This is a genomic window from Rhizobium pisi, assembly GCF_003938655.1.
Classification (GTDB): Bacteria; Pseudomonadota; Alphaproteobacteria; order Rhizobiales; family Rhizobiaceae; genus Rhizobium; species Rhizobium pisi.
This window is the reverse complement of record NZ_RJJT01000001.1, coordinates 108,459-134,954: the sequence shown is the minus strand read 5'-3', so window position 1 is coordinate 134,954 and position 26,496 is coordinate 108,459. Positions and strand designations below refer to the sequence as shown.

The 26,496-nt window shown below is 62.1% G+C and carries 26 protein-coding genes; 21 read left to right on the top strand and 5 right to left on the bottom strand.

Features of this window, described 5'->3' with window-relative positions:
* Window positions 1–55: 55 nt before the first annotated feature.
* The 4 genes from mutS (at window position 56) to murJ (ending at window position 7,692) form a co-directional block, all read left to right on the top strand.
* Window positions 56–2,782 carry a DNA mismatch repair protein MutS gene (gene mutS, locus EFD55_RS00720; protein WP_125842019.1) on the top strand — a complete coding sequence of 909 codons (2,727 nt, stop codon included), beginning with the start codon at window positions 56–58 and terminating at the stop codon, window positions 2,780–2,782.
* An 11-nt stretch (window positions 2,783–2,793) separates the two neighbouring features.
* Window positions 2,794–3,069 carry a hypothetical protein gene (locus EFD55_RS00715; RefSeq protein ID WP_125842017.1) on the top strand — a complete coding sequence of 92 codons (276 nt, stop codon included), beginning with the start codon at window positions 2,794–2,796 and terminating at the stop codon, window positions 3,067–3,069.
* Window positions 3,070–3,194: 125 nt separating this feature from the next.
* Window positions 3,195–6,101, top strand: a complete 2,907-nt coding sequence (locus EFD55_RS00710) for a [protein-PII] uridylyltransferase (protein ID WP_125842015.1) — start codon at window positions 3,195–3,197, stop codon at window positions 6,099–6,101.
* Window positions 6,102–6,111: 10 nt separating this feature from the next.
* Window positions 6,112–7,692 (top strand): murein biosynthesis integral membrane protein MurJ, encoded by a 1,581-nt coding sequence (murJ, locus tag EFD55_RS00705; RefSeq protein ID WP_125842013.1) that lies wholly within the window; start codon window positions 6,112–6,114, stop codon window positions 7,690–7,692.
* A 3-nt stretch (window positions 7,693–7,695) separates the two neighbouring features.
* On the opposite strand, the gene EFD55_RS00700 is transcribed toward murJ, so the two are convergent.
* Window positions 7,696–8,124 carry a YcbK family protein gene (locus tag EFD55_RS00700; RefSeq protein ID WP_125842011.1) on the bottom strand — a complete coding sequence of 143 codons (429 nt, stop codon included), beginning with the start codon at window positions 8,122–8,124 and terminating at the stop codon, window positions 7,696–7,698.
* Window positions 8,125–8,311: 187 nt separating this feature from the next.
* Between EFD55_RS00700 and EFD55_RS00695 the strand changes: the two genes are divergently transcribed.
* The 16 genes from EFD55_RS00695 to trmB all read left to right on the top strand — a co-directional run bounded on the left by EFD55_RS00695 (window position 8,312) and on the right by trmB (window position 22,451).
* Complete coding sequence (locus EFD55_RS00695) at window positions 8,312–8,710, top strand: VOC family protein (protein ID WP_125842009.1); 399 nt, start codon at window positions 8,312–8,314, stop codon at window positions 8,708–8,710.
* Window positions 8,711–8,903: 193 nt separating this feature from the next.
* On the top strand, window positions 8,904–9,968 hold the full coding sequence (gene trpS / locus EFD55_RS00690; protein ID WP_125842007.1) for a tryptophan--tRNA ligase: 1,065 nt from the start codon (window positions 8,904–8,906) through the stop codon (window positions 9,966–9,968).
* An 85-nt stretch (window positions 9,969–10,053) separates the two neighbouring features.
* On the top strand, window positions 10,054–10,545 hold the full coding sequence (locus EFD55_RS00685) for a universal stress protein (RefSeq protein WP_125842005.1): 492 nt from the start codon (window positions 10,054–10,056) through the stop codon (window positions 10,543–10,545).
* A gap of 220 nt (window positions 10,546–10,765) precedes the next feature.
* Window positions 10,766–11,332 (top strand): NifU family protein, encoded by a 567-nt coding sequence (locus EFD55_RS00680; RefSeq protein ID WP_125842003.1) that lies wholly within the window; start codon window positions 10,766–10,768, stop codon window positions 11,330–11,332.
* Between the two features lie 89 nt (window positions 11,333–11,421).
* Complete coding sequence (gene tsaB / locus EFD55_RS00675) at window positions 11,422–12,084, top strand: tRNA (adenosine(37)-N6)-threonylcarbamoyltransferase complex dimerization subunit type 1 TsaB (RefSeq protein ID WP_125842001.1); 663 nt, start codon at window positions 11,422–11,424, stop codon at window positions 12,082–12,084.
* A complete protein-coding gene (locus EFD55_RS00670) occupies window positions 12,081–12,581 on the top strand; it encodes a GNAT family N-acetyltransferase (RefSeq protein ID WP_183604887.1) in 501 nt (166 codons plus the stop codon). Before tsaB ends, EFD55_RS00670 begins: the two co-directional genes overlap by 4 nt.
* Before the next feature lie 39 nt (window positions 12,582–12,620).
* A complete protein-coding gene (locus EFD55_RS00665; RefSeq protein ID WP_125841997.1) occupies window positions 12,621–13,049 on the top strand; it encodes a Fur family transcriptional regulator in 429 nt (142 codons plus the stop codon).
* Window positions 13,050–13,076: 27 nt separating this feature from the next.
* On the top strand, window positions 13,077–13,874 hold the full coding sequence (gene olsA / locus EFD55_RS00660) for a lyso-ornithine lipid O-acyltransferase (RefSeq protein WP_125841996.1): 798 nt from the start codon (window positions 13,077–13,079) through the stop codon (window positions 13,872–13,874).
* Window positions 13,875–13,923: 49 nt separating this feature from the next.
* Entirely contained in the window at window positions 13,924–15,357 is a 1,434-nt protein-coding gene (miaB, locus tag EFD55_RS00655) for a tRNA (N6-isopentenyl adenosine(37)-C2)-methylthiotransferase MiaB (RefSeq protein ID WP_125841994.1), read from the top strand.
* A gap of 18 nt (window positions 15,358–15,375) precedes the next feature.
* Window positions 15,376–16,422: a PhoH family protein gene (locus EFD55_RS00650; RefSeq protein ID WP_125841993.1), complete on the top strand. Its 1,047-nt coding sequence runs from the start codon at window positions 15,376–15,378 to the stop codon at window positions 16,420–16,422.
* Entirely contained in the window at window positions 16,422–16,937 is a 516-nt protein-coding gene (gene ybeY / locus EFD55_RS00645; protein ID WP_125841991.1) for an rRNA maturation RNase YbeY, read from the top strand. Before EFD55_RS00650 ends, ybeY begins: the two co-directional genes overlap by 1 nt.
* The gene (locus tag EFD55_RS00640) at window positions 16,934–18,079 is read left to right on the top strand and encodes a hemolysin family protein (RefSeq protein ID WP_125841989.1); all 1,146 of its coding nucleotides are present in this window, start codon (window positions 16,934–16,936) and stop codon (window positions 18,077–18,079) included. Before ybeY ends, EFD55_RS00640 begins: the two co-directional genes overlap by 4 nt.
* Window positions 18,080–18,145: 66 nt before the next feature.
* A complete protein-coding gene (gene lnt, locus EFD55_RS00635) occupies window positions 18,146–19,750 on the top strand; it encodes an apolipoprotein N-acyltransferase (protein WP_125841987.1) in 1,605 nt (534 codons plus the stop codon).
* A gap of 151 nt (window positions 19,751–19,901) precedes the next feature.
* Entirely contained in the window at window positions 19,902–20,321 is a 420-nt protein-coding gene (locus EFD55_RS00630) for a helix-turn-helix domain-containing protein (protein ID WP_125841985.1), read from the top strand.
* A 178-nt stretch (window positions 20,322–20,499) separates the two neighbouring features.
* On the top strand, window positions 20,500–21,753 hold the full coding sequence (metK, locus tag EFD55_RS00625) for a methionine adenosyltransferase (protein WP_125841983.1): 1,254 nt from the start codon (window positions 20,500–20,502) through the stop codon (window positions 21,751–21,753).
* The gene (gene trmB / locus EFD55_RS00620) at window positions 21,750–22,451 is read left to right on the top strand and encodes a tRNA (guanine(46)-N(7))-methyltransferase TrmB (protein ID WP_125841981.1); all 702 of its coding nucleotides are present in this window, start codon (window positions 21,750–21,752) and stop codon (window positions 22,449–22,451) included. Before metK ends, trmB begins: the two co-directional genes overlap by 4 nt.
* A 166-nt stretch (window positions 22,452–22,617) precedes the next feature.
* Here the strand turns inward: trmB and EFD55_RS00615 are convergent, their stop codons facing one another.
* On the bottom strand, window positions 22,618–22,875 hold the full coding sequence (locus EFD55_RS00615; RefSeq protein ID WP_008524631.1) for a BQ00720 family protein: 258 nt from the start codon (window positions 22,873–22,875) through the stop codon (window positions 22,618–22,620).
* Between the two features lie 47 nt (window positions 22,876–22,922).
* Window positions 22,923–23,348, bottom strand: a complete 426-nt coding sequence (locus tag EFD55_RS00610) for an Hsp20 family protein (RefSeq protein WP_125841979.1) — start codon at window positions 23,346–23,348, stop codon at window positions 22,923–22,925.
* Between the two features lie 280 nt (window positions 23,349–23,628).
* Between EFD55_RS00610 and EFD55_RS00605 the strand changes: the two genes are divergently transcribed.
* Window positions 23,629–24,573: a nucleoside hydrolase gene (locus tag EFD55_RS00605; RefSeq protein ID WP_125841977.1), complete on the top strand. Its 945-nt coding sequence runs from the start codon at window positions 23,629–23,631 to the stop codon at window positions 24,571–24,573.
* 37 nt (window positions 24,574–24,610) lie between these two features.
* Here EFD55_RS00605 and grpE read toward each other — a convergent pair whose 3' ends face one another.
* Both grpE and hrcA read right to left on the bottom strand, forming a co-directional pair.
* Entirely contained in the window at window positions 24,611–25,246 is a 636-nt protein-coding gene (gene grpE, locus EFD55_RS00600; protein ID WP_125841975.1) for a nucleotide exchange factor GrpE, read from the bottom strand.
* 111 nt (window positions 25,247–25,357) lie between these two features.
* On the bottom strand, window positions 25,358–26,446 hold the full coding sequence (gene hrcA, locus EFD55_RS00595) for a heat-inducible transcriptional repressor HrcA (protein WP_125841973.1): 1,089 nt from the start codon (window positions 26,444–26,446) through the stop codon (window positions 25,358–25,360).
* Between the last annotated feature and the right edge of the window lie 50 nt (window positions 26,447–26,496).

The window sequence follows — 26,496 nt, the reverse complement described above, 5'->3', positions numbered from 1 at the left end:
ATAGCGGCGCGCGGATAGGGTTGGCACCTGTTTTTTTGGGAAAAACTGCACCTCCGTGAACGCACGAATAGACACCGGGAATGAAGCCTTTTCGGCTGCCGAGCTCGCCACGGCGGAAAGCCGTGCCTCGGCGACGCCGATGATGGAGCAATATATCGAGATCAAGGCGAACAATCCGGATTCGCTTCTCTTCTATCGCATGGGCGACTTCTACGAGCTGTTCTTCGAGGATGCGCTGGAAGCCGCCCGCGCGCTCGGCATCACGCTGACGAAACGCGGCCAGCACATGGGCCAGGATATCCCGATGTGCGGCGTTCCGGTCCATGCGGCCGACGACTATCTGCAGAAGCTGATTGCGCTCGGCTTTCGCGTCGCCGTCTGCGAGCAGATCGAGGATCCGGCCGAGGCGAAGAAGCGCGGCGCGAAATCGGTCGTCAAGCGCGACGTCGTTCGCCTGGTCACACCGGGCACGATCACCGAGGAAAAGCTTCTTTCGCCCTCGGAATCCAACTACCTGATGGCGCTCACCCGCATTCGCGGCGGAGCCGAACCGGCGCTGGCGCTTGCCTGGATCGATATTTCCACCGGCGTCTTCCGGCTCGCTGAAACCGAAGCCTCGCGGCTGCTTGCCGACATTCTGCGCATCGATCCGCGCGAACTCATCCTGCCCGACACGATCTTCCACGATCCCGAACTCAAGCCCGTATTCGACGTGCTCGGCCGCACCGCCGTGCCGCAGCCGGCGGTGCTCTTCGACAGCGCGAGCGCCGAAGGCCGGATTGCGCGTTATTTCTCGGTCGCGACGCTCGACGGCTTCGGCACGTTCTCGCGCGCGGAACTTGCAGCAGCGGCAGCCGCCGTCGCCTATGTCGAGAAGACCCAAATCGCAGAGCGTCCGCCGCTCGGAAAGCCGGAACGAGAGAGTGCAGCTTCGACGCTCTTCATCGATCCCGCCACCCGCGCCAATCTGGAGCTTGCCCGCACGCTTTCGGGCGATCGCAATGGCTCGCTCTTGAAAGCGATCGACCGCACCGTCACCGGCGGCGGCGCGCGGCTTCTCGCCGAGCGCCTGATGTCGCCGCTGACCGACCCCGCCCGCATCAACGCACGGCTCGATTCGATCGGCTTCCTGATCGACGAGCCTTTGCTCTGCGGCAATCTGCGCGACACGCTGAAACATGTGCCCGACATGCCGCGGGCACTGTCCCGGCTGGCGCTCGACCGCGGCGGGCCGCGCGATCTCTCTGCGATCCGCCAGGGCCTCGAGGCAGCCGCCGGGCTTGCCGGCCTGCTTGGCACGGCCATGCTGCCGGAAGAGCTCGGCCAGGCGCTGTCGGGGCTGCAAGCCCTTCCCGCGAGCCTGGAAAAGCTGCTTGCCGAAACACTTGCCGACGAATTGCCGCTCCTGAAACGCGACGGCGGTTTCCTGCGCGACGGCGCCAGCGCCGAACTCGACGAGGTCCGGGCGCTGCGCGACCAATCGCGCCGTGTCATTGCCGGCCTGCAGCTGCAATATGCCGAGGAAACCGGCATCCGGTCGCTGAAAATCAAGCACAACAATATCCTCGGCTATTTCATCGAGGTGACCGCCGGCAACGCCGGACCGATGACTGATACGGCGGAGGCCAAGGCGCGCTTCATCCATCGCCAGACGATGGCTAGCGCCATGCGCTTCACGACGACAGAGCTTGCCGATCTCGAAAGCCGTATCGCCAACGCCGCCGACCGGGCGCTTTCGATCGAACTCGAAGCCTTCGACAGGATGACGGCTGCCGTCGTCGCGGAGGCCGAGGCGATCAAATCAGGCGCAAGGGCGCTTGCCGTCATCGACGTCGCGGCGGGTCTCGCGCTACTCGCCGAGGAGCAGGCCTATTGCCGGCCGCAGGTCGACGGGTCGAAGATGTTTGCCATCGAGGGCGGGCGCCATCCCGTCGTCGAACAGGCGCTGCGACGGCAGGCGGGTGGCCCCTTCGTCGCCAACAATTGCGACCTCTCGCCGACGACCGGCGATCGCGACGGCGCGATCTGGCTGCTGACCGGCCCTAACATGGGCGGTAAGTCGACCTTCCTGCGCCAGAACGCGCTGATATCAATCCTGGCGCAGATGGGCTCCTTCGTGCCCGCAACATCAGCCCATATCGGCATCGTCGACCGGCTTTTCTCGCGCGTCGGCGCCTCCGACGATCTCGCGCGCGGGCGCTCGACCTTTATGGTCGAGATGGTGGAAACGGCTGCCATCCTCAACCAGGCAAGCGACCGCTCCCTCGTTATCCTCGACGAGATCGGCCGCGGCACCGCCACCTTCGACGGTCTTTCGATTGCCTGGGCGGCCGTCGAGCATCTGCATGAGGCCAACCGATGCCGCGGCCTCTTCGCCACGCATTTCCACGAGCTGACCGTGCTTTCGGAAAAGCTTGGCCGGCTATCGAACGCCACGATGCGCGTCAAGGAATGGGACGGCGACGTCATCTTCCTGCACGAGGTCGGACCGGGTGCGGCGGACCGCTCCTATGGCATCCAGGTCGCCCGCCTTGCCGGGCTTCCGGTCTCGGTCGTGGCGCGCGCCCGCGATGTGCTGACGCGCCTCGAAGATGCCGACCGCAAGAACCCGGCAAGCCAGCTGATCGATGACCTGCCGCTTTTCCAGGTGGCAGTGCGCCGCGAGGAAACGGCCCGTGGCCCGTCCAAGGTCGAAGAGACGTTGAAGGCGATGAGCCTCGACGACATGACGCCGCGCGAGGCGCTAGATGCGCTTTACGACCTCAAGAAGAAGCTGAAATAGGAGTGCGACCCATGTTCATGGAAAAGCTGGTTCGCGAAACCGAGCGCCTGTCTCTCATCTGCTCCATGCTCGACACGATGCGGCGCACAGACAAGGACCGCAATGCGCGCGGCTGGACCTCGCCGATCGGCATGCTGAAAATTACCCGATGCTGCGCTATGATCTGCGAACTCGGAACTTCGATCGCCAAGGCGGGCTATCGCGAATGCGACAGGCAGACGCTTGAGGAGATCATGCGCGAAACGCGGCAGGTGTTGCATTTGCTAAATGCGCGAGCCGCCTCCTGAGCTTTTCGGGAGAAGCCCGGCGCTGCCCAAGCCGCTCTGTGGCTTACCAACACCATTTCGCCAAATTTAAAGGTTCTTGCAGTATGAAGGCCCGTGTCAATCGCCGGGCAAAGAGGTTATAGCGCATGCAGACGAAACGTGAGGCGAGCCTCGATCAGGCAGCCCGGCATGAACAGGAAGCCGCCCCGGCGACAGCGATGCGCGACCTCGATTTCTCCAATATCCTTGACGTCGAGCTCTTGCACAAGCAATGCGACGCCATTGCCGAAGCCAACCGCAACCGGCCCGACGTCATGCGTGCCGATCTCCTGGCGGCGCTGAAAAAAGCAAGCACGGAAGGCCGGCAGAAGGCTCGCGCCGCACTGTTGGCCGACGGCGGCGGGCTCAATTGCGCCTATCGGATATCCTGGCTGCAGGACCAGATCATCACCGTCCTCTACAATTTCGCCACCGCCCATATCTTTCCGCACCAGAAGGACAAGTTCGCAGTCACCGCCGTCGGCGGCTACGGCCGTGACACGCTGGCGCCCGGCTCGGATATCGACCTGCTCTTCCTCTTCCTGCCGCGACCGGCGGAAGAGACGCACAAGGCGGTCGAATTCATGCTCTACGTGCTCTGGGACATGGGCTTCAAGGTCGGTCACGCCACCCGCACGGTGGAGGAATGCATCGCGCTTTCCAAATCCGACATGACGATCCGCACCGCCATCCTGGAGATGCGCTACATCTGCGGCCTGCAGCGGCTGGAAACCGAACTCGAGGCCCGCTTCGACAAGGAAATCGTCACCGGCACCGGCCCGGAATTCATCGCCGCCAAGCTTGCCGAGCGCGACGAGCGCCACCGCAAGGCCGGCGATACGCGTTACCTCGTCGAACCGAACGTCAAGGAAGGCAAAGGCGGGCTTCGCGACCTGCACACGCTGTTCTGGATCTCGAAATATTATTATCACGTGCGCGACCAGGCGGAACTGGTCAAGCTCGGCGTGCTGTCGAAGCACGAATACCGCCTCCTTGAGAAAGCCGACGACTTTCTCTGGGCGGTGCGCTGCCATATGCACTTCCTCACAGGCAAGGCCGAGGAGCGCCTGTCCTTCGACATCCAGCGCGAGATCGCCGAAGCCTTCGGCTATCACACCCGCCCGGGCCTCTCGGCCGTCGAGCGCTTCATGAAACACTATTTCCTCGTCGCCAAGGATGTCGGCGATCTCACCCGCATCCTCTGCGCCGCCCTTGAAGACCAGCAGGCGAAGTCGATCCCCGGCCTCACCGGCGTCATCAGCCGCTTTACCCATCGCAATCGCAAGATCGCCGGCAGCGTCGAATTCGTCGAAGACCGCGGCCGCATCGCGCTCGCCGACCCCGAGGTCTTCAAGCGCGATCCCGTCAGCATCATCCGGCTCTTCCACGTCGCCGACATCAACGGACTGGAATTCCATCCCGATGCGCTGAAGCGCGTCACCCGTTCGCTTACGCTGATCGACAACAGCCTCAGGGAAAACGACGAGGCGAACCGCCTCTTCATGTCGATCCTGACGTCGAAGCGCGATCCGGCGCTGATCCTTCGCCGCATGAACGAGGCCGGCGTGCTCGGCCGCTTCATCCCGGAATTCGGCAAGATCGTCGCCATGATGCAGTTCAACATGTATCACCACTATACGGTCGACGAACATCTGATCCGTACCGTCGACGTTCTCTCGGAGATCGACAAGTCGCGCGCCGAAGAGTTGCATCCGCTCGCCAACAAGCTGATCTCAGGCATCGAGGATCGCGAGGCGCTTTATGTCGCCGTTCTCCTCCACGATATCGCCAAGGGCCGCCAGGAGGATCACTCGATCGCCGGCGCCCGCGTCGCCCGCAAGCTTTGCACCCGCTTCGGGCTGTCACAGAAGCAGACGGAGATCGTCGTCTGGCTGATCGAGGAACATCTGACGATGTCGATGGTGGCGCAGACCCGCGACCTCACCGACCGCAAGACGATCACCGATTTCGCCGACCGCGTTCAGTCGCTCGAACGGCTGAAGATGCTGCTGATCCTGACGATCTGCGACATCCGCGCCGTCGGTCCCGGTGTCTGGAACGGCTGGAAGGGCCAGCTCCTGCGCACGCTCTATTATGAAACCGAACTGCTGCTCGCCGGCGGCTTTTCGGAGGTCTCCCGCAAGGAGCGGGCCAATGCCGCGGCCGAGGCGCTGCATGCAGCCCTTACCGACTGGAGCCAGAAGGACCGCAACACCTATACCAAGCTGCACTACCAGCCCTATCTGCTCTCCGTGCCGCTGGAAGACCAGATCCGCCACGCCCATTTCATCCGTCAGGCCGACAAGGCCGGCCAGGCGCTCGCCACGACGGTGCGCACCGACAGTTTCCACGCGATCACCGAGATCACCGTACTCTCTCCCGACCATCCGCGACTGCTCGCCGTCATCGCCGGGGCCTGTGCGGCGGCCGGCGCCAACATCGTCGACGCGCAGATCTTCACGACGTCGGACGGGCGGGCGCTCGACACGATCCATGTCAGCCGCGAATTTGCAGACGATGCCGACGAGCTGCGCCGTGCCGCCACGATCGGACGGATGATCGAGGACGTGCTATCCGGCCGCAAGCGGCTGCCCGAGGTCATCGCCACGCGCGCGCGCAACCGCAAGAAAAGCAAGGCCTTCGTCATTCCGCCGTCGGTCAACATCACCAACAGCCTGTCAAACAAGTTCACGGTCATCGAGGTCGAATGCCTCGACCGGCCGGGACTGCTGTCGGAGATCACCGCCGTGCTCTCCGATCTGTCGCTCGACATTCAGTCGGCCCGCATCACCACCTTCGGCGAGAAGGTGATCGACACCTTCTACGTCACCGATCTGGTCGGCCAGAAGATATCGGGCGACAGCAAACGCGCCAACATCACCGCCCGGCTGAAGGCCGTCATGGCCGAGGAGGAGGACGAACTGCGCGAGCGCATGCCCTCCGGCATCATCGCGCCCGCCGCCACCGCCCGGACCTCGACCTCCACCGACAAGAAAGCCGGTTCTCCCGTATGAGCCTACACGCATGAGTCTCGTCAAGAAATTTGCGACCGTCGGCGGCGCAACCCTCGGCAGCCGCATCTTCGGCTTCGCCCGCGAAACGCTGATGGCGGCTGCCCTCGGCACCGGGCCGATGGCCGACGTCTTCTACGCCGCCTTCCGCTTTCCGAACCTCTTCCGCCGGCTATTCGCCGAAGGCGCCTTCAACGCCGCCTTCGTGCCGCTGTTTGCCAAGGAGATCGAGGCGAACGGCACGGATGGCGCCAAGCGCTTTTCGGAAGAAGTCTTCGGCGTCTTGTTTTCTGTGCTGCTTCTCATCACCATCGTGATGGAGCTTGCCATGCCGCTCCTGGTGCGCTTCGTCATCGCGCCAGGCTTTGCCGACGATCCCGACAAGTTCTCGATCACGATCCGCATGGCGGCCGTGATGTTTCCCTATCTCATGTGCATGTCGCTGACGGCGATGATGAGCGGCATGCTGAATTCGCTGCATCATTTCTTCGCCGCCGCCATCGCCCCCGTTTTTCTCAACGTAGTGATGATCGGGGCGCTGTTCTATTCGCTCTATACCGGCGCCGATCCACTGGCGACGGCCTGGTATCTTTCCTGGGGCGTTCTTGCCGCTGGCGTGCTGCAGCTCGCCGTCGTCTATGTCGGCGTGCTTGCGGCCGGCATGAGCATCGGCTTGCGTTTCCCCAAGATGACGCCGAACGTCAAACGGCTGCTGATCCTTGCAGTGCCGGCCGCTGTGACGGGCGGCATCACCCAGATCAACCAGCTGATCGGCCAGGCGATCGCCTCCTCCCGGGACGGCGCGATCGCAGCACTCCAATATGCCGACCGCATCTACCAGCTACCGCTCGGCGTCGTCGGTGTGGCCGTCGGCGTGGTGCTGTTGCCGGAACTTGCCCGGGCGTTGAAGGGCGGCAACCTGCGCGAGGCCGGAAATCTGCAGAACCGCTCGATCGAATTCGTGCTGTTTCTGACGATCCCCGCCGCCTTCGCGCTCTGGATTCTTTCTGACGAAATCATCCGCGTGCTCTACGAGCGCGGCGCCTTCCATCAGGAAAACACCGCCGTCGTCGGCTCGATCCTGGCGATCTACGGCATTGGCCTGCCGGCCTTCGTGCTTATCAAGGCACTCCAGCCCGGCTTTTATGCCCGCGAAGACACCAAGACGCCGATGCGCTTTTCGGCGATTGCGGTAGCCACCAACTGTGCCACCGCGCTCACCCTCTTTCCCTACATGGGCGCGCCGGGTATCGCCGTTGCCGAAGCCACCGCCGGCTGGATCAGCACCGTGCTGCTGTTCACCACGCTTTTGCGCCGCGGCCACCTGAGATGGGAATGGGCGCTGGCAAAACGCGCCGCCCTTTTGATCGTCTCCGCGGCCGTGATGGGCGCCGCGATCGTTTTCCTCAAGCAATACTGGGCGCCCTGGCTTGCTTCTGGCTCGCCGCTCCTCACCAAGATCGGTACGCTCGGCCTGTTGATTGCGATTTCCATGCTGGTCTATTTCGCCGCCGCCTTCCTGATCGGCGGCGCGGATCTCGGCATGATAAGGCGCAATCTGAACCGCAAGCCGGTTTCGGCAAAGGACGTGTAAACTTTAACAGTCGACCCATCGCCTCTGCGGTCCGACGTCGACATGGACGATGCCGTTGCAATAGCTGCCGATACCGCCGATGCCGGGGGCGCTTTTTGCGGCGGCAATGATTGCTCGTTCGGAAAGGCCCGGCATCCTGATGTCGGCCGCCAGGCATTTTCCATGCAGGGAACCATGACGGCTAGGGTGCGGCCGGTGACCGGACGTTACGATCGGGCGCCGCCCGGTCTTTGCGGCGATATGCGACAGGATCGCCCGCAGGCGCGGGGGAAAACAGCCGGCGCGAACACTGACGGTCTGGACCGCGTAGGCGAGGCGCGCCTCATGTCTGGGAAGATAAACGGCATGCATTTTGGCGTCTTGACCGGCAGCACCGGTTGCTGATTGTAGAGCGAAAAGGCCTGCCATGGCGAGCAACGTGGCGTTCTGCATGGTCCCTCCGATCGGCTGTCACGGCGACCCTTCAAGCCGCCAACGCGAACGAGGATTCTCAGTTCAATAAAAGCTTTTCTGTGAAATTTTATACTCAATTGTAACTACATCATCTGATCAATTTGGCTTAAAATATGAGCTTTACTCGTCAGAAGATGGAATAAACATCCAAAACACAGGAGATCACATGACGACCCGGTCCCTTTTCCTCGTCACCCTCGTCATCGACGACTACGACCGCGCCAAGGCCTTTTATTGCGATGCCCTCGGTTTCGATTGTCTTCAGGACGAGCAGCAGCCGGAGGGAAAGCGCTGGGTGGTCGTGAAGCCCGGCGGCGGGGATGGCGCCGCATTTCTGCTGGCCCAGGCGACGAACGAGGCGCAGCGGGCGGCAATCGGCAATCAGACCGGCGGTCGCGTCGGCTTCTTCCTGAAGACCGACGATTTCGCACGCGATCACGCCGCAATGCGCGCGGCCGGGGTCCGCTTTCTCGAAGAGCCGCGACATGAGGTTTACGGCACGGTCGCGGTCTTTGCGGATCCCTACGGCAACACCTTCGACCTGATCCAGCATGCAGCAGCTTGAAACACTTGATTGCAATCGGCTGCCCGTGCATAAGCCGCCGCGTTAGCAACATGGGCAACTGGCCCACTGCATAATTCCTTAAGTCGGAATCGACTTAAGGAATTATGCAGCGATTTAGAATGTTACAGCGTCCTTTGCGCGTCTGAAAAGACGCGCGGCGCTGTAGGCCCTCCACCAGCCTATTGAGGACGACATGAGCGAATTCAAGAAACTCGTATTCTCCGGCGTGCAGCCGACCGGCAACCTGCATCTCGGCAATTATCTCGGCGCGATCCGCAGGTTTGTGGCGTTGCAGGAAGGCAATGACTGCATCTACTGCGTCGTCGACATGCATGCGCTCACCGCCCAGCTCGTCCACGACGATATGCCGAGCCAGACGCGCTCGATCGCCGCCGCCTTCATTGCCGCCGGCATCGATCCGGAAAAACATATCGTCTTCAACCAGTCGGCCGTGCCGCAGCATGCCGAACTCGCCTGGATCTTCAATTGCGTCGCCCGCATCGGCTGGATGAACCGCATGACGCAGTTCAAGGACAAGGCCGGCAAGGACCGCGAGCAGGCCTCGCTCGGCCTTTACGCCTATCCGAGCCTGATGGCTGCCGACATTCTCGCCTATCGCGCCACCCATGTGCCTGTTGGCGAGGACCAGAAGCAGCATCTGGAGCTAACTCGCGATATCGCGATGAAGTTCAACCTCGATTATGCCGAACATATCCGCAGGTCGGGTTACGGCATCGACATCACCGTCGGCGACGAGCCGGTGCATGCCTATTTCCCGATGGTCGAGCCATTGATCGGCGGGCCGGCGCCGCGCGTCATGTCGTTGCGCGACGGCACCAAGAAAATGTCGAAATCGGACCCCTCCGACCTCTCGCGCATCAATCTGATGGACGACGAGGATGCGATTTCGAAGAAGATCCGCAAGGCGAAGACCGATCCGGAGGGCTTGCCGAGCGAAATCGACGGGCTGCAGGGCCGGCCGGAAGCCGACAATCTGGTGGCGATCTATGCGGCGCTCGCCGACAAATCGAAGATCGAGGTGCTCGCCGAATTCGGTGGCCAACAGTTCTCCGTCTTCAAGCCGGCGCTGGTCGATCTGGCGATCCACGTGCTTGCGCCGATCACCGGAGAGATGCGCCGGCTGATGGACGATACCAGCCATATCGACGCGATCTTGCGCAAGGGCGGCGAACGCGCGAGGGCTCGCGCCGAGGTGACGATGAAGCAGGTCCGCGACGTCATCGGCTTCCTTTATTGAGGCATGTCCCCTCTTCCCTGCGTCGGGGAAGAGGGGCAAAAACTCAGCTTGCAATTTTTCGGCTTCGGGTGTCAGAGTCCGCGCCATGGTATCGAAGCGACTCTCACGGCTCGAAGGTCATCGCCGCAAGTTCATGGCGGTGATCGACGGTACGCCTGAATGCCAGCGCGCCGTTCATTATGCCGGCCGGCGCGCGAAGAATTCCAATGGCGGCCTGGTGCTCCTCTACGTGATCCCCGACGGCGACTTCCAGCAATGGCTCGGCGTCGAGGAGATTATGCGGGCCGAGGCGCGCGAGGAAGCCGAAGCTGTCGTTGCCAAAATCGCGCAGATCGTGCGCGAGACGATCGGCATCGAGCCCGAAATCGTCATCCGTGAGGGCGGCGCTGCCGAGCAGATCAACGCCGTGATCGAGGAAGACCGCGATGTGGCGATCCTCGTTCTTGCCGCGGGTTCGGCGAAAGAAGGTCCGGGGCCGCTGGTCTCGTCGGTTGCCGGTCGCGCGGCGGCGTTTCCGATCCCGGTCACCGTGTTGCCGGATACGCTGACGAATGAGGAAATCGACGCCCTCTGCTAGAGTACGATGCCGAAAAGTGTGAGCGGCTTTCGAGCCGATATCGTGGTCTAACTATTTAAATTAGAACGGGATTCATATTTTAGGCCGACCAGGCCGGAAATCATCCTGCTCCAGCATTTCTTGAGTACAAGTCTCTTGAATAGCGCCCGCTTTGGGCTTATTTTCTTTTGAAGAATTCTAAAGACGGCCGAGGTCACGGGCCTGCCGCATGGAGAGCCAGATGTTCATTCAGACCGAAGCCACGCCGAACCCCGCCACGCAGAAGTTCCTGCCGGGTAAAGTGGTCATGGAAACCGGCACGGCCGAGTTTCGCAGCGCCGAAGAGGCCGAGGCCTCACCGCTTGCCGCCCGCCTGTTCGATATCCCTGGCGTGACCGGCGTCTATTTCGGCTATGATTTCATTTCTGTCTCGAAGGACAGTGCCGAATGGCAGCATCTGAAGCCCGCCATCCTCGGCTCGATCATGGAGCATTTCATGTCCGGCAAGCCGGTCATGGGCGATGCCTCGATCCTCTCCGAGGACGTTGATGCCGGTGACGAATTCTTCGACGAAGGCGATGAATCGATCGTGCTGACCATCAAGGAGCTTCTGGAGACCCGCGTGCGCCCGGCCGTTGCCCAGGACGGCGGCGACATCACCTTCCGCGGTTTCAAGGACGGCAAGGTCTATCTGAACATGAAGGGTTCCTGCTCCGGCTGCCCGTCCTCGACGGCAACGTTGAAGCACGGCGTCCAGAACCTGCTGCGCCATTTCGTTCCGGAAGTACAGGAAGTGATTGCCGCTTAAAAAGCTCGAATTCGCACCGGCCGTTCATCTCAGGTTCGGCCGGGCGGATTTATGAATAGGCGACAATAGTTTATTCGGAAATTGATGGCATGATCGTTCTGGCGCTCGACACGGCAGGTGTGGATTGCGCTGCCGCCGTCTATGACAGCGGCAGGAATACGATGCTGGGGGAGGCATCGGACATGATCGGCAAGGGGCATGCTGAACATTTGATTGGTATCGTCGACCGCGCGCTGGATCAGGCGGGAATGACGCTTTCTCATATCGACCGCCTTGCCGTCACCATCGGCCCCGGCTCCTTTACCGGCATCCGCGTCGGCGTTGCCGCGGCCCGCGGTTTTGCGCTCTCCCTCGATGTGCCTGCCGTCGGCGTAACCACGCTCGAAGTCATGGCCGCTGCCCAGCGCGAGAAGACGCCTGGTCGCGCCGTGCTGGCGGCGATGGACGCCAAGCGGGATGAAATCTACCTTCAGCCCTTCGCCGCCGACGGCTCCCCGCTCGATGCGCCGCGGGCGTTGAGCGTCGCGCAAGCCCAGGCTTTTGCCGCCGACTTCGAGGGCGAGATCACGGGCTCCGCAACGCCGCTTCTCCGGCCCGATGCCGGCGGCGATCATGCCAACATATTCCCGATCTCCATTGTGGCGCGCCTCGGTGCTGCCGCCTCCCCCGATGCCGGAAAGCCGAAGCCCCTTTATCTGCGCGGACCCGATGCCAAACCGCAGGCCGGGTATGCGATTGCGCGACGAGTATGACGATGTTGGAAGCCTATCTGACGCTGAAGCCCGAATTCGAAATCGTCGCCATGGAACGCGAGGATTGCCGCGATGTCGCCGTCCTGCACGGCGAACGCTTCGCCCGTCCCTGGGGTGACGGCGAATTCCACAGCCTGCTGTCGCAGGAGACCGTGTTCGGCTTCGTCGCACGCCAGACCAACGCCATCCTGAAAAAGCCGCTTCCGGGGTTCATCCTGGCTCGCCATGTCGCCGGCGAGGCGGAAATCCTGACTGTCGCCGTGCAGGCGAAGGTCGCGCGCTGCGGGCTCGGCTGGCGGCTGATGCAGGCGGCGATGCGGGAAGCACGCGCCCGCGGCGGCGAGAGCATGTTTCTCGAGGTCGACAACGGCAATACGGCAGCGCTTGGCCTTTACCGCAAGCTCGGCTTCGAAAAGGTCGGCGAACGCCAGGGCTACTACAAGCAGGAAAACGGCGCCCTCTCCACGGCGCTTGTCATGAAGCGCGTTCTTCGGTAGTTCCCTGTCGCAATACGAATATCTTTCTAAAGGCGGGCCATGACGGACGTAGCCAAGACCCTTGAGGAGCTTTGCACCGAACGCGGCATGCGAATGACCGAGCAGCGCCGCGTGATTGCGCGTATCCTGGAAGACTCGCAGGACCACCCCGACGTCGAAGAACTCTACCGCCGCTCGGTGAAGGTCGATGCGAAGATCTCGATCTCGACGGTCTATCGCACTGTGAAGCTATTCGAAGACGCCGGCATCATCGCCCGTCACGATTTCCGCGACGGGCGCTCGCGCTACGAAACGGTGCCGGAAGAGCATCACGACCACCTTATCGACCTGAAGACCGGCACGGTCATCGAATTCCGTTCGGCGGAGATCGAGGCGCTGCAGGAGCGTATCGCTCGCGAGCATGGCTTCCGGCTGGTCGATCACCGCCTGGAGCTCTACGGCATTCCGCTGAAGAACGAAGATCTCTGACGCAATGGCAGCCCGGGAGACCCGCCTTTGATCGCCTGGCTGCGCATCGCCTCCGCTGCGGTCGTCATCCTTGCCGTCAGCATCGTGCTCATACCGCTGCAGGTGCTGGCCCTGCGTTTCGACTGGCGGCTGCGCCGCCGGCTTCCGCGTGTCTGGCACCGCATCATCTGCTATTGCCTCGGCATCCGCATCCGGGTGACGGGCAAGCTCGAAGACCGCCGGCCGCTGATGCTCTGCTCCAACCATTCGTCCTGGATGGACATCATGGTGATGTCGGCTGTTGCCGACGTCGCCTTCATCGCCAAGATGGAGGTGCGGGACTGGCCGATTTTCGGCACGCTCGCCAAGCTGCAGAAAAGTGTCTTTGTCGTGCGCGAGGAGAGGCGCAAGACCGGCCATCAGGCAAACGAGATCGCCGGGCGCATGGCCGACGGCGAGATCGTGGTGCTTTTCCCCGAGGGGACGACGTCTGATGGTAACCGGTTGCTGGAGGTCAAGTCCTCGCTGTTCGGCGCCGCCGCAATGGCGGTGCCCACCTCGCCGACGGGAACGGTCGTGGTGCAGCCGGTGGCCGTCGCCTATACCAAGGTGCACGGCATCGCCATGGGGCGCTATCACAGGCCGCTCGCCGCCTGGCCGGGTGATATCGAACTCCTGCCGCATCTCATCGATATCATGCGCTGCGGCGCTATCGACGCCGAGATTTCCTTCGGCGAGGCGGTGGAATATCGCGCCGATACCAATCGCAAGGAGGTGAGCGCGACGATCGCCTTCCGCATCCGCAACCTCCTGAACAGCCGCTTGCGCGGGCGGGAAATCTTCTAAAGCAAGATTTCGATTTTCTCGGGCGGCAAAAACCACTAAATAGCGCGCCATGACACAGGACAGCGCCCTTCTTCAGTCCCCAGAGGCAATCCTCCACGAAGGCCCCAACGAGGCCCTCCGCGACGGCAGCAACAGCCGCAAGGTCTTCATCAAGACCTACGGCTGCCAGATGAACGTCTACGATTCCACGCGCATGAGCGATGCGCTCGCCCGTGACGGTTACGAGCCGACGGAAGTTATGGAAGAGGCCGACCTCGTCCTTCTCAACACCTGCCATATAAGAGAGAAGGCGGCCGAGAAGGTTTATTCGGCCCTCGGGCGGCTGCGCGAGATGAAAAAGAAGAGGGCCGCGGACGGCCGGGAGATGATGATCGGCGTGGCCGGCTGCGTCGCCCAGGCGGAAGGCGAAGAGATCCTGCGCCGGGCGCCGGCAGTCGACGTCGTCATCGGCCCGCAGACCTATCACCGCCTGCCGGAGGCACTCCGGCAGGCCAAGCTGGGCCGTCGCGTGGTCGACACCGAATATGCGATCGAGGACAAGTTCGAGCATCTGCCGATCGCCGAAAGCCAAAAGATCCGCGCCCGTGGCGTCACCGCCTTCCTGACGGTGCAGGAAGGCTGCGACAAGTTCTGCACCTTCTGCGTGGTGCCCTATACGCGCGGCTCGGAAGTGTCGCGGCCGGTTTCCCAGATCGTCGAGGAAGCCGAGAAACTCGTCGAAGGCGGGGTGCGGGAGATCACCCTGCTCGGCCAGAACGTCAATGCCTGGCACGGCGCCGGGCCGGGCGGCGAAGCATGGAGCCTCGGCGACCTGCTCTACCGTCTTGCCGAGATCCCGGGCCTTGCGCGGCTACGCTATACCACAAGCCATCCGCGCGACATGGACGACCGGCTGATCAACGCCCATCGCGACCTCAGGACGCTGATGCCCTACCTGCATTTGCCGGTGCAATCGGGCTCGGACCGCATCCTGAAGGCGATGAACCGGCGCCACACGGCCGCCGAATATCTGACGCTGATCGAGCGCATTCGCGCCGTGCGTCCTGACATTGCGCTGTCGGGCGATTTCATCACCGGCTTTCCGGGGGAGACAGACGAAGATTTTGAGGATACACTGAGACTTGTAGAGGAGGTGCGTTACGCGCAGGCCTTCTCGTTCAAATACTCGACACGGCCGGGCACACCCGGCGCGGAACTGAAGGACCAGGTGCCGGAAGAAATCAAGGCAGAACGGCTGGAACGCCTGCAGGCGCTTCTCCTGAAGCAGCAGCAGGAATTTGCCGAATCCTGCATCGGCAAGGAGATTGATCTGTTGCTCGAAAAGCCCGGCCGCATGCCGGGACAGCTGATCGGACGATCTCCCTGGCTTCAATCAGTGAATGTTGATGCAAAAGCATCGCAAATCGGTGACATTATCAAAGTGCGAATCACCGGAACCGGAACCAACAGCCTGTTTGCCGAACGCGCAGAGGCTGCGGTTTAACCTAAGGAGCCCGACCGCTTGAACGGACAAGAATTGGTTTCTTCTTCACCGCGCCACCCCCGCACGCCGAGCGATACCAATCACTTCGTCCTGACGTTCGAGAACAACCGGTTCGCCAGCGAGCTCTTCGGCCAATTCGACCAGAACCTCAAGCTGCTCGAGGAACGGCTCAGTATCGATGCGCGGGCGCGGGGCAATTCCGTCGTCATCACGGGCGATGTCGTGACCACAAACCAGGCGCGGCGCACACTCGACTATCTCTATGAAAAGCTCCAGAAAGGTGGCAGCGTGGAACGATCCGACGTCGAGGGCGCAATCCGCATGGCGGTCGCCGCCGATGATCAGCTCAGCCTTCCCACCATGGAGCGCAAGGCCAAGCTGACCATGGCGCAGGTTTCCACCCGCAAGAAGACGATCATCGCCCGCACGCCGACCCAGGACGCCTATATCAGGGCGCTGGAGCGCTCCGAACTTGTCTTTGGCGTCGGCCCGGCCGGCACCGGCAAGACCTATCTCGCCGTCGCACATGCCGCCCAGTTGCTGGAGCGTGGCGCGGTCGAAAAGATCATCCTGTCGCGTCCCGCCGTCGAAGCGGGCGAGCGTCTCGGCTTTCTGCCCGGCGACATGAAGGAAAAGGTCGATCCCTATCTTCGCCCGCTCTATGATGCGCTTTACGACATGATCCCCGCCGACAAGGTCGATCGGGCGATCACCGCCGGCGTCATCGAAATCGCGCCGCTCGCCTTTATGCGCGGCCGCACGCTCGCCAACGCCGCCATCATCCTCGACGAAGCGCAGAACACGACATCGATGCAGATGAAAATGTTCCTGACCCGTCTCGGCGAAAACGCCCGCATGATCGTTACCGGCGACCCGAGCCAGATCGACTTGCCGCGCGGCGTCAAATCCGGCCTCGTCGAGGCGCTGCAGCTTCTGAACGGCGTCGAGGGCATCTCGATCGTGCGCTTCAAGGATACCGACGTCGTCCGTCACCCGCTGGTCGGGCGCATCGTCAGGGCCTATGATTCCACTTATGCCTCCGAAGACGTCAGCCGGCAGGACTGATGGCCGAACTCGATATCCAGATCAGCATCGAGGACATCGGCTGGCCCACCGAGGAGGCGCTGCTGGCGTTTTGCGAGCGCGTGCTCGGCGCCGCCGCGGTCTATCTCAGCGACAGCGAGAAGCAGCCCTTTCCTAAAATGCCGCCCGAGGTTTCGCTGGTCTTTACCGACGATGCCTCGATCCAGGACATCAACGCCGAATGGCGCGGCAAGGATAAGGCGACCAACGTGCTTTCCTTTCCGGCCTTTCCCGTCAAGCCCGGCAAGATGCCCGGTCCGATGCTTGGCGACATCATCATCGCCAAGGAGACCGTGGAGCGGGAAGCCCGCGAGCTCGAAAAGAGCTTCGACGACCACCTGACGCATCTTCTGGTCCATGGTTTCTTGCATCTTCTCGGCTACGACCATATGAATAGTGACGAAGCCGAAATTATGGAGGGGCTGGAGACTCGCATTTTGGCGCAGCTCGGCCTATCTGATCCCTACGAGGGTCAAGACCTTAAAATGGAACCATGAGCGACTTTACGACGAAGCCGGCGGCAGACGCCAAGGACTCCGAGCCATCCTCTTCTTCGGACGAGGTAGGCAGTAGTAGTCGGCCATCCGGCCGATCCCAATCCTTCTGGTCGCGCGCCGCGCGCATTCTACGCCCGCAGCAGGGCTCGCGGCTGCGCGAGGATCTCGCCGACGCGCTGATGACCGATGCGGCCGGCGACGATGCCTTCTCGCCCGACGAGCGGGCGATGCTGCATAACATCCTGCGCTTTCGCGAGGTGCGCGTCGCCGACGTGATGGTGCCGCGCGCAGATATCGAGGCGGTAGATCAGAACATCACCATCGGCGAACTGATGATCCTCTTTGAGGAATCCGGCCGCTCGCGCATGCCCGTCTATGCCGATACGCTCGACGATCCGCGCGGCATGGTGCACATCCGCGATCTGCTCTCCTATGTCGCCAAGCAGGCGCGCAACAAGCGCCGCGGACCGACGAAGCCGGCCGCTGCCGCGCCGGCGATCGAAGTTGCGCCCGAAAACATCCAGAAGCCCACGCGTTCAGCAAAGCCGAATTTCGATCTCGCCCGCGTCGACCTGCAGAAGACGCTGGCTGAGGCCGGCATCATCCGCAAGATCCTGTTCGTGCCGCCGTCGATGCTGGCGTCCGACCTGTTGCGCCGCATGCAGGTGAACCGTACGCAGATGGCGCTCGTCATCGACGAATATGGCGGCACCGATGGGCTCGCCTCGCATGAAGACATCGTCGAAATGGTGGTCGGCGACATCGACGACGAGCATGATGACGAAGAGGTGATGTTCAAGCGCGTCGCCGAAGACGTTTTCGTTGCCGATGCCCGCGTCGAACTGGAAGAGATCGCCGAAGCGATCGGCCCGGATTTCGACATCAGCGAGCAGGTCGACGAGGTCGATACGCTGGGAGGCCTGATCTTCTCCGCGCTCGGCCGCATCCCGGTGCGCGGCGAGGTCGTCCAGGCGCTGCCCGGCTTTGAATTCCATATTCTCGACGCCGATCCGCGCCGCATCAAGCGGCTGCGCATCACCCGCAAGCGCCACGCCATCCGCCGCCGCGCCAAAGCCGACGGCGACGCCACCCCCGGCTCCGAGGCCGGCGACGACCGGCCGGCCGAATCAACCGCCAACTGACACGACAAAGTGCCGCTTTTTTGAAAGACTGCGGACGGGTTGATTCGCAGCTTGATGGGAGTGCGCATGGAGCGGCTTGCGGACAGGGTTATCCTCGTCTGGGGGTTCAAACGGTCGTTGCTGACCATCGCTGCCGGAGCGCTCGCCGTGCTGGCGCTGCCGCCCTTCGGCCTTTTCGCGGCGATGTTCGTTTCCTTCACGCTGCTCGTCTGGCTGATCGACGGGGCGGCGGCTTCGCCTGAGAGTGGGCTGGTCGGCAGGCTGTGGCCGGCATTCACCGTCGGCTGGCTGTTCGGCTTCGGCTATTTCGTCGCCGGTCTCTGGTGGCTCGGCCACGCGCTGCTGGTCGATCAGGAGGAATTCGCCTGGGCGCTGCCGCTCGCCATCCTCGGGTTGCCGGCCTGTCTTGCGATCTTCTATGGCCTGGCGGCCGCGCTTGCCCGCGTCTTCTGGTCTGATGGCATGGGGCGGATCGCCGCACTTGCGGCAAGCTTCGGGCTCCTGGAATGGCTTCGCAGCGTCATCTTCACCGGCTTTCCCTGGAACGCCATCGGCTATGGCATGATGCCAGTCCCGCTGATGATGCAATCCGCGCATGTGATCGGGGCGATGGGAGTGACGGCCCTCTCCGTCTTCGTCTTTTCCGCCCCTGCCCTTGCCGGCACGCGGCAAGGCGCCCGGCCGGGGATCGCGCTCGCGGTCGCACTGTTTGCCGCCCATCTCGGTTACGGCGCCTATGCCCTCTATCTCGCGCCGCAGCCTGAGGCCTTGCCTGAGGACAAGCGGCCGGTGGTACGGCTGGTGCAGCCTGATATCGACCAGGCGGCGAAGATGGACAACGACGCCGACCGCAACGCAATCTTCGAGACGCATCTGAAGCTTTCGGCCGAAGCGCCGAAAAACGGCGGGCGCAAGCCTGACATCATCGTCTGGCCGGAAACCTCGATCCCCTTCATCCTGACCGATAATCAGGATGCGCTCACGCGGATCGCCGATACGCTCGACGACAACCAGATCCTGATCGCCGGCGCCGTGCGGGCCGAGGAGATGGGGCCCGGCACGCCGGTGCGCTATTATAATTCCATCTATGTGATCGACGGTCGCGGCCAGATCATCGCCGCCTCCGACAAGGTGCATCTGGTGCCCTTCGGCGAATATCTGCCCTTCGAGGACGTGCTCACCGAATTCGGCATCCAGAACGTCGTCGAAATACCGGGAGGGTTTTCCGCCGCCGCAAGCCGGCACCTCTTGGCGCTGCCCGGCGGGCTCAATCTCTTTCCGCTGATCTGTTACGAGATCATCTTCCCCGGCGAAATGACCGGCGACATAAAAGACGCCAACGCGATCCTCAATATCACCAACGACGCCTGGTTTGGGACGACGCCCGGCCCCTATCAGCATTTCCAGCAGGCGCGGGTGCGGGCGGTCGAGACCGGCTTGCCGCTGATTCGCGATGCCAATAGCGGCATTTCAGCGCTGGTAAACGCACATGGTGAAATTGTCGCGGGTCTCGATCTTGGGGAAACCGGGTTCATTGATGCAACCGTCGATAGGATCGGCGATGGGTTCGGAACTACATACCCCCATCAAACATACTTCTGGTTGACTGAGGCATTGCTGATTTTGATTGCGCTAATTTCTCGCGCAGGTTTTATTTTAGGGTTGAATTGACCAAAAACCCCTAAAATTGCATAGTAGTGACAATCGGCGTTCTTAACGTATGTTAATGAGTGGGTTCCCACTCCTTGCAACGTGGCGTTTTGGGATGGATCAGGGGCATGCCGGTTAGAAACAAGTTGAAATTCTTAGCTAGGGCACGACCATGATTGAAAACAAGAAGAAGCCGAACCCGATCGACATCCATGTCGGCAGCCGTATTCGCCTTCGCCGTACGATGCTGGGCATGAGCCAGGAAAAGCTGGGCGAAAGCCTCGGCATTACCTTCCAACAGATCCAGAAATACGAAAAGGGAACCAACCGCGTCGGCGCAAGCCGTCTGCAGAACATCTCGAACATTCTCAATGTTCCGGTTTCCTTTTTCTTCGAGGATGCGCCCGGCGAACATTCCGGCAGCATGGGCGGCATGGCCGAAGCCTCCAGCTCGAATTACGTCGTCGATTTCCTCTCCTCCTCGGAGGGCCTGCAGCTCAATCGCGCCTTCGTCAAGATTTCCGATCCCAAGGTTCGCCGCAAGGTCGTGGAACTGGTGAAAGCGCTGGCCGCCGAAGCCGACGCCGACTGAAGCGTTCTTCATCGCAGAATTCGAAAAGCGGTCGAAAGGCCGCTTTTTTGCGTTTTTGGGGCAAAATTTGTCACTTTGCCGTAGATATAAAGATATATTTATGTCCTTCTGCGCTTGTCATCAGGCCGCGAACTGAGTACCTACTAGCTAGCTTTTGTTCTTTGAGGGGAATCCCGGAATGCGCGCGAATTATCTCTTTACCAGCGAATCTGTTGCCGAAGGTCATCCGGACAAGGTGTGTGACCGCATCTCCGACGAGATCGTCGATCTGGTCTACCGCGAAGCGGCCAAGACCGGTGTCAATCCGTGGGGCGTGCGCATTGCCTGCGAAACGCTGGCAACGACCAACCGCGTCGTCATCGCCGGCGAAGTTCGCCTGCCGCCGAGCCTGATGAAGAAGGATAAGGACGGCAAGGACGTCATCAACCCGTCGAAGTTCAAGGCCGCCGCCCGCCGCGCCATCAAGGATATCGGCTACGAGCAGGACGGCTTCCACTGGAAGAAGGCCAAGATTGACGTGCTGCTGCACTCGCAGTCGGCCGACATCGCGCAGGGCGTCGACAGCGCCGCCGACCAGCAGGGCGACGAAGGTGCGGGCGACCAGGGCATCATGTTCGGTTACGCCTGCCGCGAAACGCCCGACCTGATGCCGGCGCCGATCTACTATTCTCACAAGATCCTGCAGCTGCTGGCAGTCGCCCGCAAGAAGGGTGACGGCGAAGTCGCCAAGCTCGGCCCCGACGCCAAGAGCCAGGTGACCGTGCGTTACGTCGACGGCAAGCCCTCGGAAGCAACTTCGATCGTGCTTTCGACCCAGCATCTCGACGAGAGCTGGGACTCCAACAAGGTCCGCGCCGTCGTCGAGCCCTATATCCGCGAAGCGCTCGGCGAGCTGAAGATCGCTGAAGACTGCAAGTGGTACATCAACCCGACCGGCAAGTTCGTCATCGGCGGACCGGACGGCGATGCAGGCCTCACCGGCCGCAAGATCATCGTCGACACCTACGGCGGCGCGGCTCCGCATGGCGGCGGCGCATTCTCCGGCAAGGACACGACGAAGGTCGACCGTTCGGCCGCCTATGCCGCCCGCTACCTCGCCAAGAACGTCGTTGCCGCCGGTCTTGCCGACCGCTGCACGATCCAGCTCTCCTACGCTATCGGCGTCGCCCAGCCGCTGTCGATCTATGTCGACCTGCACGGCACCGGCAAGGGTGTTTCGGAAGACCAGGTCGAAGCTGCGATCCGCCAGAACATGGATCTGTCGCCGTCGGGCATCCGCCGCCACCTCGACCTCAACAAGCCGATCTACGCCAAGACCTCGGCTTACGGCCATTTCGGCCGCAAGGCCGGCCGCGACGGCTCGTTCTCCTGGGAGCGCACGGACCTCGTGAAGGCACTCAAGGAAGCCGTCAAGACCAAGGCTGCTGCATGACGGATATGGAACGCCGGGGCCGGGCGACCGAAGCTTTCTTCGGTCGCCGCAAGGGAAAAGCCCTGCGCGAACAACAGGCCGAAACGCTGAACAGCCTGCTGCCGGCATTCCTCATCGATCTCTCGGCGGCTCCCCAGGAGCCGCCGAAATCGCTCTTCCCGGTTCCCGTCGAAACATTGCGGCTGGAAATCGGTTTTGGCGGTGGCGAGCACCTGATCCACCGCGCCCTGGAAAGGCCTTCGACCGGCTTCATCGGCGTCGAGCCCTTCGTCAATTCAATGCAGAAGCTGCTGTCGCGCATCCGTGAGACGGGCGCGCACAATATCCGCGTCTACAACGACGACGCCACGCAACTGCTCGACTGGCTGCCGGACGCCTCGTTCGATCAGATCGACCTGCTCTATCCAGATCCGTGGCCAAAGCGGAGGCACTGGAAGCGGCGCTTCGTCTCGAAAACCAATCTCGACCGCTTTCACCGCGTGCTGAAGCCGGGCGGACTTTTCTGCTTCGCCTCCGACATCGACACCTATGTGAACTGGACGCTGATCAAGTGCCGCGACCATGGCGGCTTCGACTGGATCGCCGAAAATGCGGCAGACTGGCTGACGCCCTATGAAGGCTGGCCGAGCACCCGCTACGAAGCCAAGGCTCGGCGCGAGGGCCGGTCTTCGGCATATCTGACGTTCAGGAAGATCTGAGCCCCGGAGGCAGTGGGCCGGCACGACATCCTCGGCCGGCTGAGAGACGCGCTGCCCTGTAAAGGGAGGCTGCGCGCAATGTCGGGACATTAGTCCCGACCGCAGCAAAATCGAAAGCATCCGTGCACCGGAAGAGCGGCGAAACGCAGCAGACGCTATGTGACGGTCAGTGCAGGCTGACCGTCTTCAATTCGTCCTCAGCAGCCTTGAAGAACGTGCTGGAGCGGTTGTCCGTCAAGAGGATCGGCGTGCCGTCGGCGCCAAAGAGTGCCCAGAGATCAACGTTCGGATCGATATCCGGCGCCTCCGGAAAGCACTTGGCGACCTCTTCGGTCCGCATCTTTCTGATATAGGCGACCTCGCCGTTGCCGATGTGGGCAAGCTCGGATTTGGTCAAGTGAGACGTGGCTTCTTTCATCAACATTCCTGTTCCTCCGGGAGAAGGGACCAACGGTTCGACAAACCGTTGTGCTACTGTGAGACCGAAATGTTAATTTTCTTGACCATGCGGGCGGGTTCCGGACGAATTAGATCGACGGAGAGCAGACCGTTCTTCAGGCCGGCGCCAAGCACTTGCATGCCATCGGCAAGAACGAAGGTCCGCTGGAATTGGCGGGCGGCAATGCCGCGATAAAGATAGTCCCGCTCGCCCTGTTCCACCTGGCGGCCGCGGATCAGAAGCTGGTTCTCCTCAATGGAAACATCGAGTTCTTCCTCGCTGAAACCGGCGACGGCAAGGGTGATGCGCAAGCGCTCCGGCGCGCCGCTATCGGCGGCGATGCGTTCGATATTGTAGGGTGGATATCCATCACTTGCCTTGGAAATGCGCTCCAGCGTCTTTTCCATGGCGTCGAAGCCCAGAAGCAGCGGGCTGGCGAAAGGGGTAATGCGGCTCATCTCTTTTCAAGTCCTTGATGCAAGCGACCATCCCGGACCTCACAGGCAGCATCCGGATGATGCTAATATGGGGACAGGACCCCGCCCCTGCAAGGCACAGGCGAGCGGCTGGCGTCGCCTCCTTGATTTAAGGTAACCCGGCGCCCTCCTCCTTGCTTGACAAAGCGCCTGCTGCCTCGCATCAAAACGTGCCGGCGCGGAATGTGCTGATTTGCAACGGAAGATGAAGAAAATGGTGCATGCCGAGACAGTGCGCACCCACGAGGATGGAACGATCGGAATGGCAAGCGCAAGAAAGATCATCATCGACACGGATCCCGGCCAGGACGACGCGGCCGCCATCATGCTTGCCTTCGGCAGCCCGGACGAGCTTGAGGTGTTGGGGATCACGACGGTTGCCGGCAATGTGCCGCTTTCGCTCACCAGCCGCAATGCGCGCATCATCTGCGAACTCTGCGGCCGGCCGGAGACAAAGGTTTTCGCCGGCGCCGACAGGCCGATAGCCCGCAAGCTGGTGACCGCCGAACATGTGCACGGCAAGACCGGCCTTGACGGCCCGGAGCTTGACGAGCCGACAATGGCGCTGCAGCCCGGCCATTCCGTCGACTTCATCATCGAAACACTGCGGCGCGAACCGGAAGGCGCGGTGACGCTCTGCACGCTCGGGCCGCTCACCAATGTCGGCATGGCCTTCCAGAAGGCGCCCGACATCATCCCTCGCATCCGCGAGCTGGTGATGATGGGCGGTGGCTTCTTCGAGGGCGGCAACATCACGCCGGCAGCCGAATTCAACATCTATGTCGACCCGGAGGCCGCCGACATCGTCTTCCGCTCGGGCGTTCCGATCGTGATGATGCCGCTCGACGTGACGCATCAGTTGCTGACCCGCAAGGACCGGGTGAAGCGCATGGCCGAGATCGGCACGGCGCCGGCTAAGGCGATGGTCGAGATGCTGGAATTCTTCGAGCGCTTCGATATCGAGAAATACGGTTCCGACGGCGGCCCGCTGCACGACCCGACTGTCGTCGCCTATCTGCTGAAGCCGGAGCTTTTCAAGGGCCGGGACTGCAATGTCGAAATCGAGATCCGGTCCGAGCTTACCGTCGGCATGACCGTCGTCGACTGGTGGCATGTGACCGAGCGCAAGCGCAATGCGAAAGTCATGCGCTTCGTTGATGCGGACGGCTTCTTCGATCTCCTGATCGAACGCTTCGCCCGCATCTGACCTTTCGGCTTCCTCCCCTTCAAGGGAGGAAGCGGTCTCAGGCGTCCTTCTCGTCGAAGACGGAATTGGCTTCGGCTTCGACCGGCTTCGGGCCACCCTTGGCGACGCCGACCATGGCAGGACGCAGCACGCGTTCGCCGATGGTGAAGCCTGCCTGCACGACCTGGACGACCGTATTGTTCGGCACCTCGGGGTTCGGCACTTCGAACATTGCCTGGTGGAAGTTCGGATCGAACTTCTGGCCGACCGGCTCCAGCTTGCGGACGCCATGGCGCTCAAGGGCCGAGAGCATGGCGCGCTCGGTCATCTCGACGCCCTCGATCAGTGTGGTCAGGCCGGCATCAGCCACGGCCTTGACCTCGGGCGGGATGGCATCGAGGGCGCGGCGCAGATTGTCCGACACGGCGAGCATATCGCGCGCGAAACCGGCGACGGAATAGGATTTGGCGTCCTTCACCTCCCGCTCGGTCCGGCGGCGCAGATTGTCCATCTCGGCGGCCAGGCGAAGATAGCGGTCGCGCAGCTCGGAATTCTCGGCTTTCAGAAGCTCGAGCGGATCCGGCTGGCTCGCCTCCCCACGCTCGGCAGTATCAGTCTCGACGTTGGCGGCGGCGTCGGCTGCGGCGTCGGCCGCAGTTGCGTCAGGTCCGTTTTTCGTCGTTTCATCGGTCATGACGGTCTCCGGTTGGTGTCTTCAGATGCGCCCGATATCGAGGTTTGACCGAAAAAAATCAAGTCTGCGTGACAAAGAACCGAAAATTCCGCGTCTTTAACAACGGCGGGGTCACAGCGGATTGCGCGAAAGGCGGGAAACGAGCTGGGCGGTGTAATCCACCATGGGCACGATGCGGGAATAATTGAGCCGCGTCGGGCCGATGACGCCGACGGCGCCGACGATCCGATCGTCCTCGTCACGATAGGGTGCAACGATGAGCGATGAGCCGGAAAGCGAGAAGAGCTTGTTTTCCGAGCCGATGAAGATGCGCACGCCCGAACCGCTCTCAGCCAGGTTAAGGATCTCTATCAGACTGTCCTTCTTCTCAAGGTCGTCGAACAGCAGGCGCAGCCGGTCCAGATCCTCGGCGCCGGCAAGGCCTTCCAGCAGGTTGGCGCGGCCGCGGATGATCAGTTGAGCGGGCTTGCCCTCGTCCGGGCTGCCGGCCCACACGGCGATGCCGCGTTCGACGAGATCGCGCGACAGCGCATCGAGCTCGTGGCGGACGTCGTCCTTCAGCCGGCTCAATTGCTTGCGCAGCTCCGGCAGGGTCTGGCCGGACATATGGGCATTGAGGAAATTCGCCGCCTCCGCCAGCTGCGAGGAAGTGACGCCCGCCGGCAGCTCGATGATACGATTTTCCACCTGATCGTGATCGCCGACGAGCACGGCCAGCGCCTTGGTCGGTTCGAGGCGGATGAACTCGACATGTTTCAGCACCGGATCGCTTTTCGAGGTGATGACGAGGCCCGCGCCGCGCGAGATGCCCGACAGCATGCGACTGGCTTCGTTCATCATCGATTCAACAGGATTGCCGCCGCTTTCGGCCCGCACCTGGCGATCGATATTGGCACGCTCCTCGGCCGAGAGATCGCCGATCTGCATGAAGGCATCGACGAAGAAGCGCAGGCCTATCTGGGTCGGCAGCCGGCCGGCGCTGACATGCGGGGAATAGATCAGGCCGAGCTCTTCGAGATCGCTCATGACGTTGCGCACGGAGGCTGGCGAGAGCGACATCGGCAGAAGGCGTGACAGATTGCGCGAGCCGAGCGGTTCGCCGCTTTCGAGATAACCTTCGACGATGCGGCGAAAAATCTCCCTGGATCGCTCATCCAGCGCAGCAACGGCATCCGAAACCGACGTCGACCTGATGCCCATGAACTTCCCGAACCCACGCTGATGATGCTTTTCAAAATATAGTCAAACTC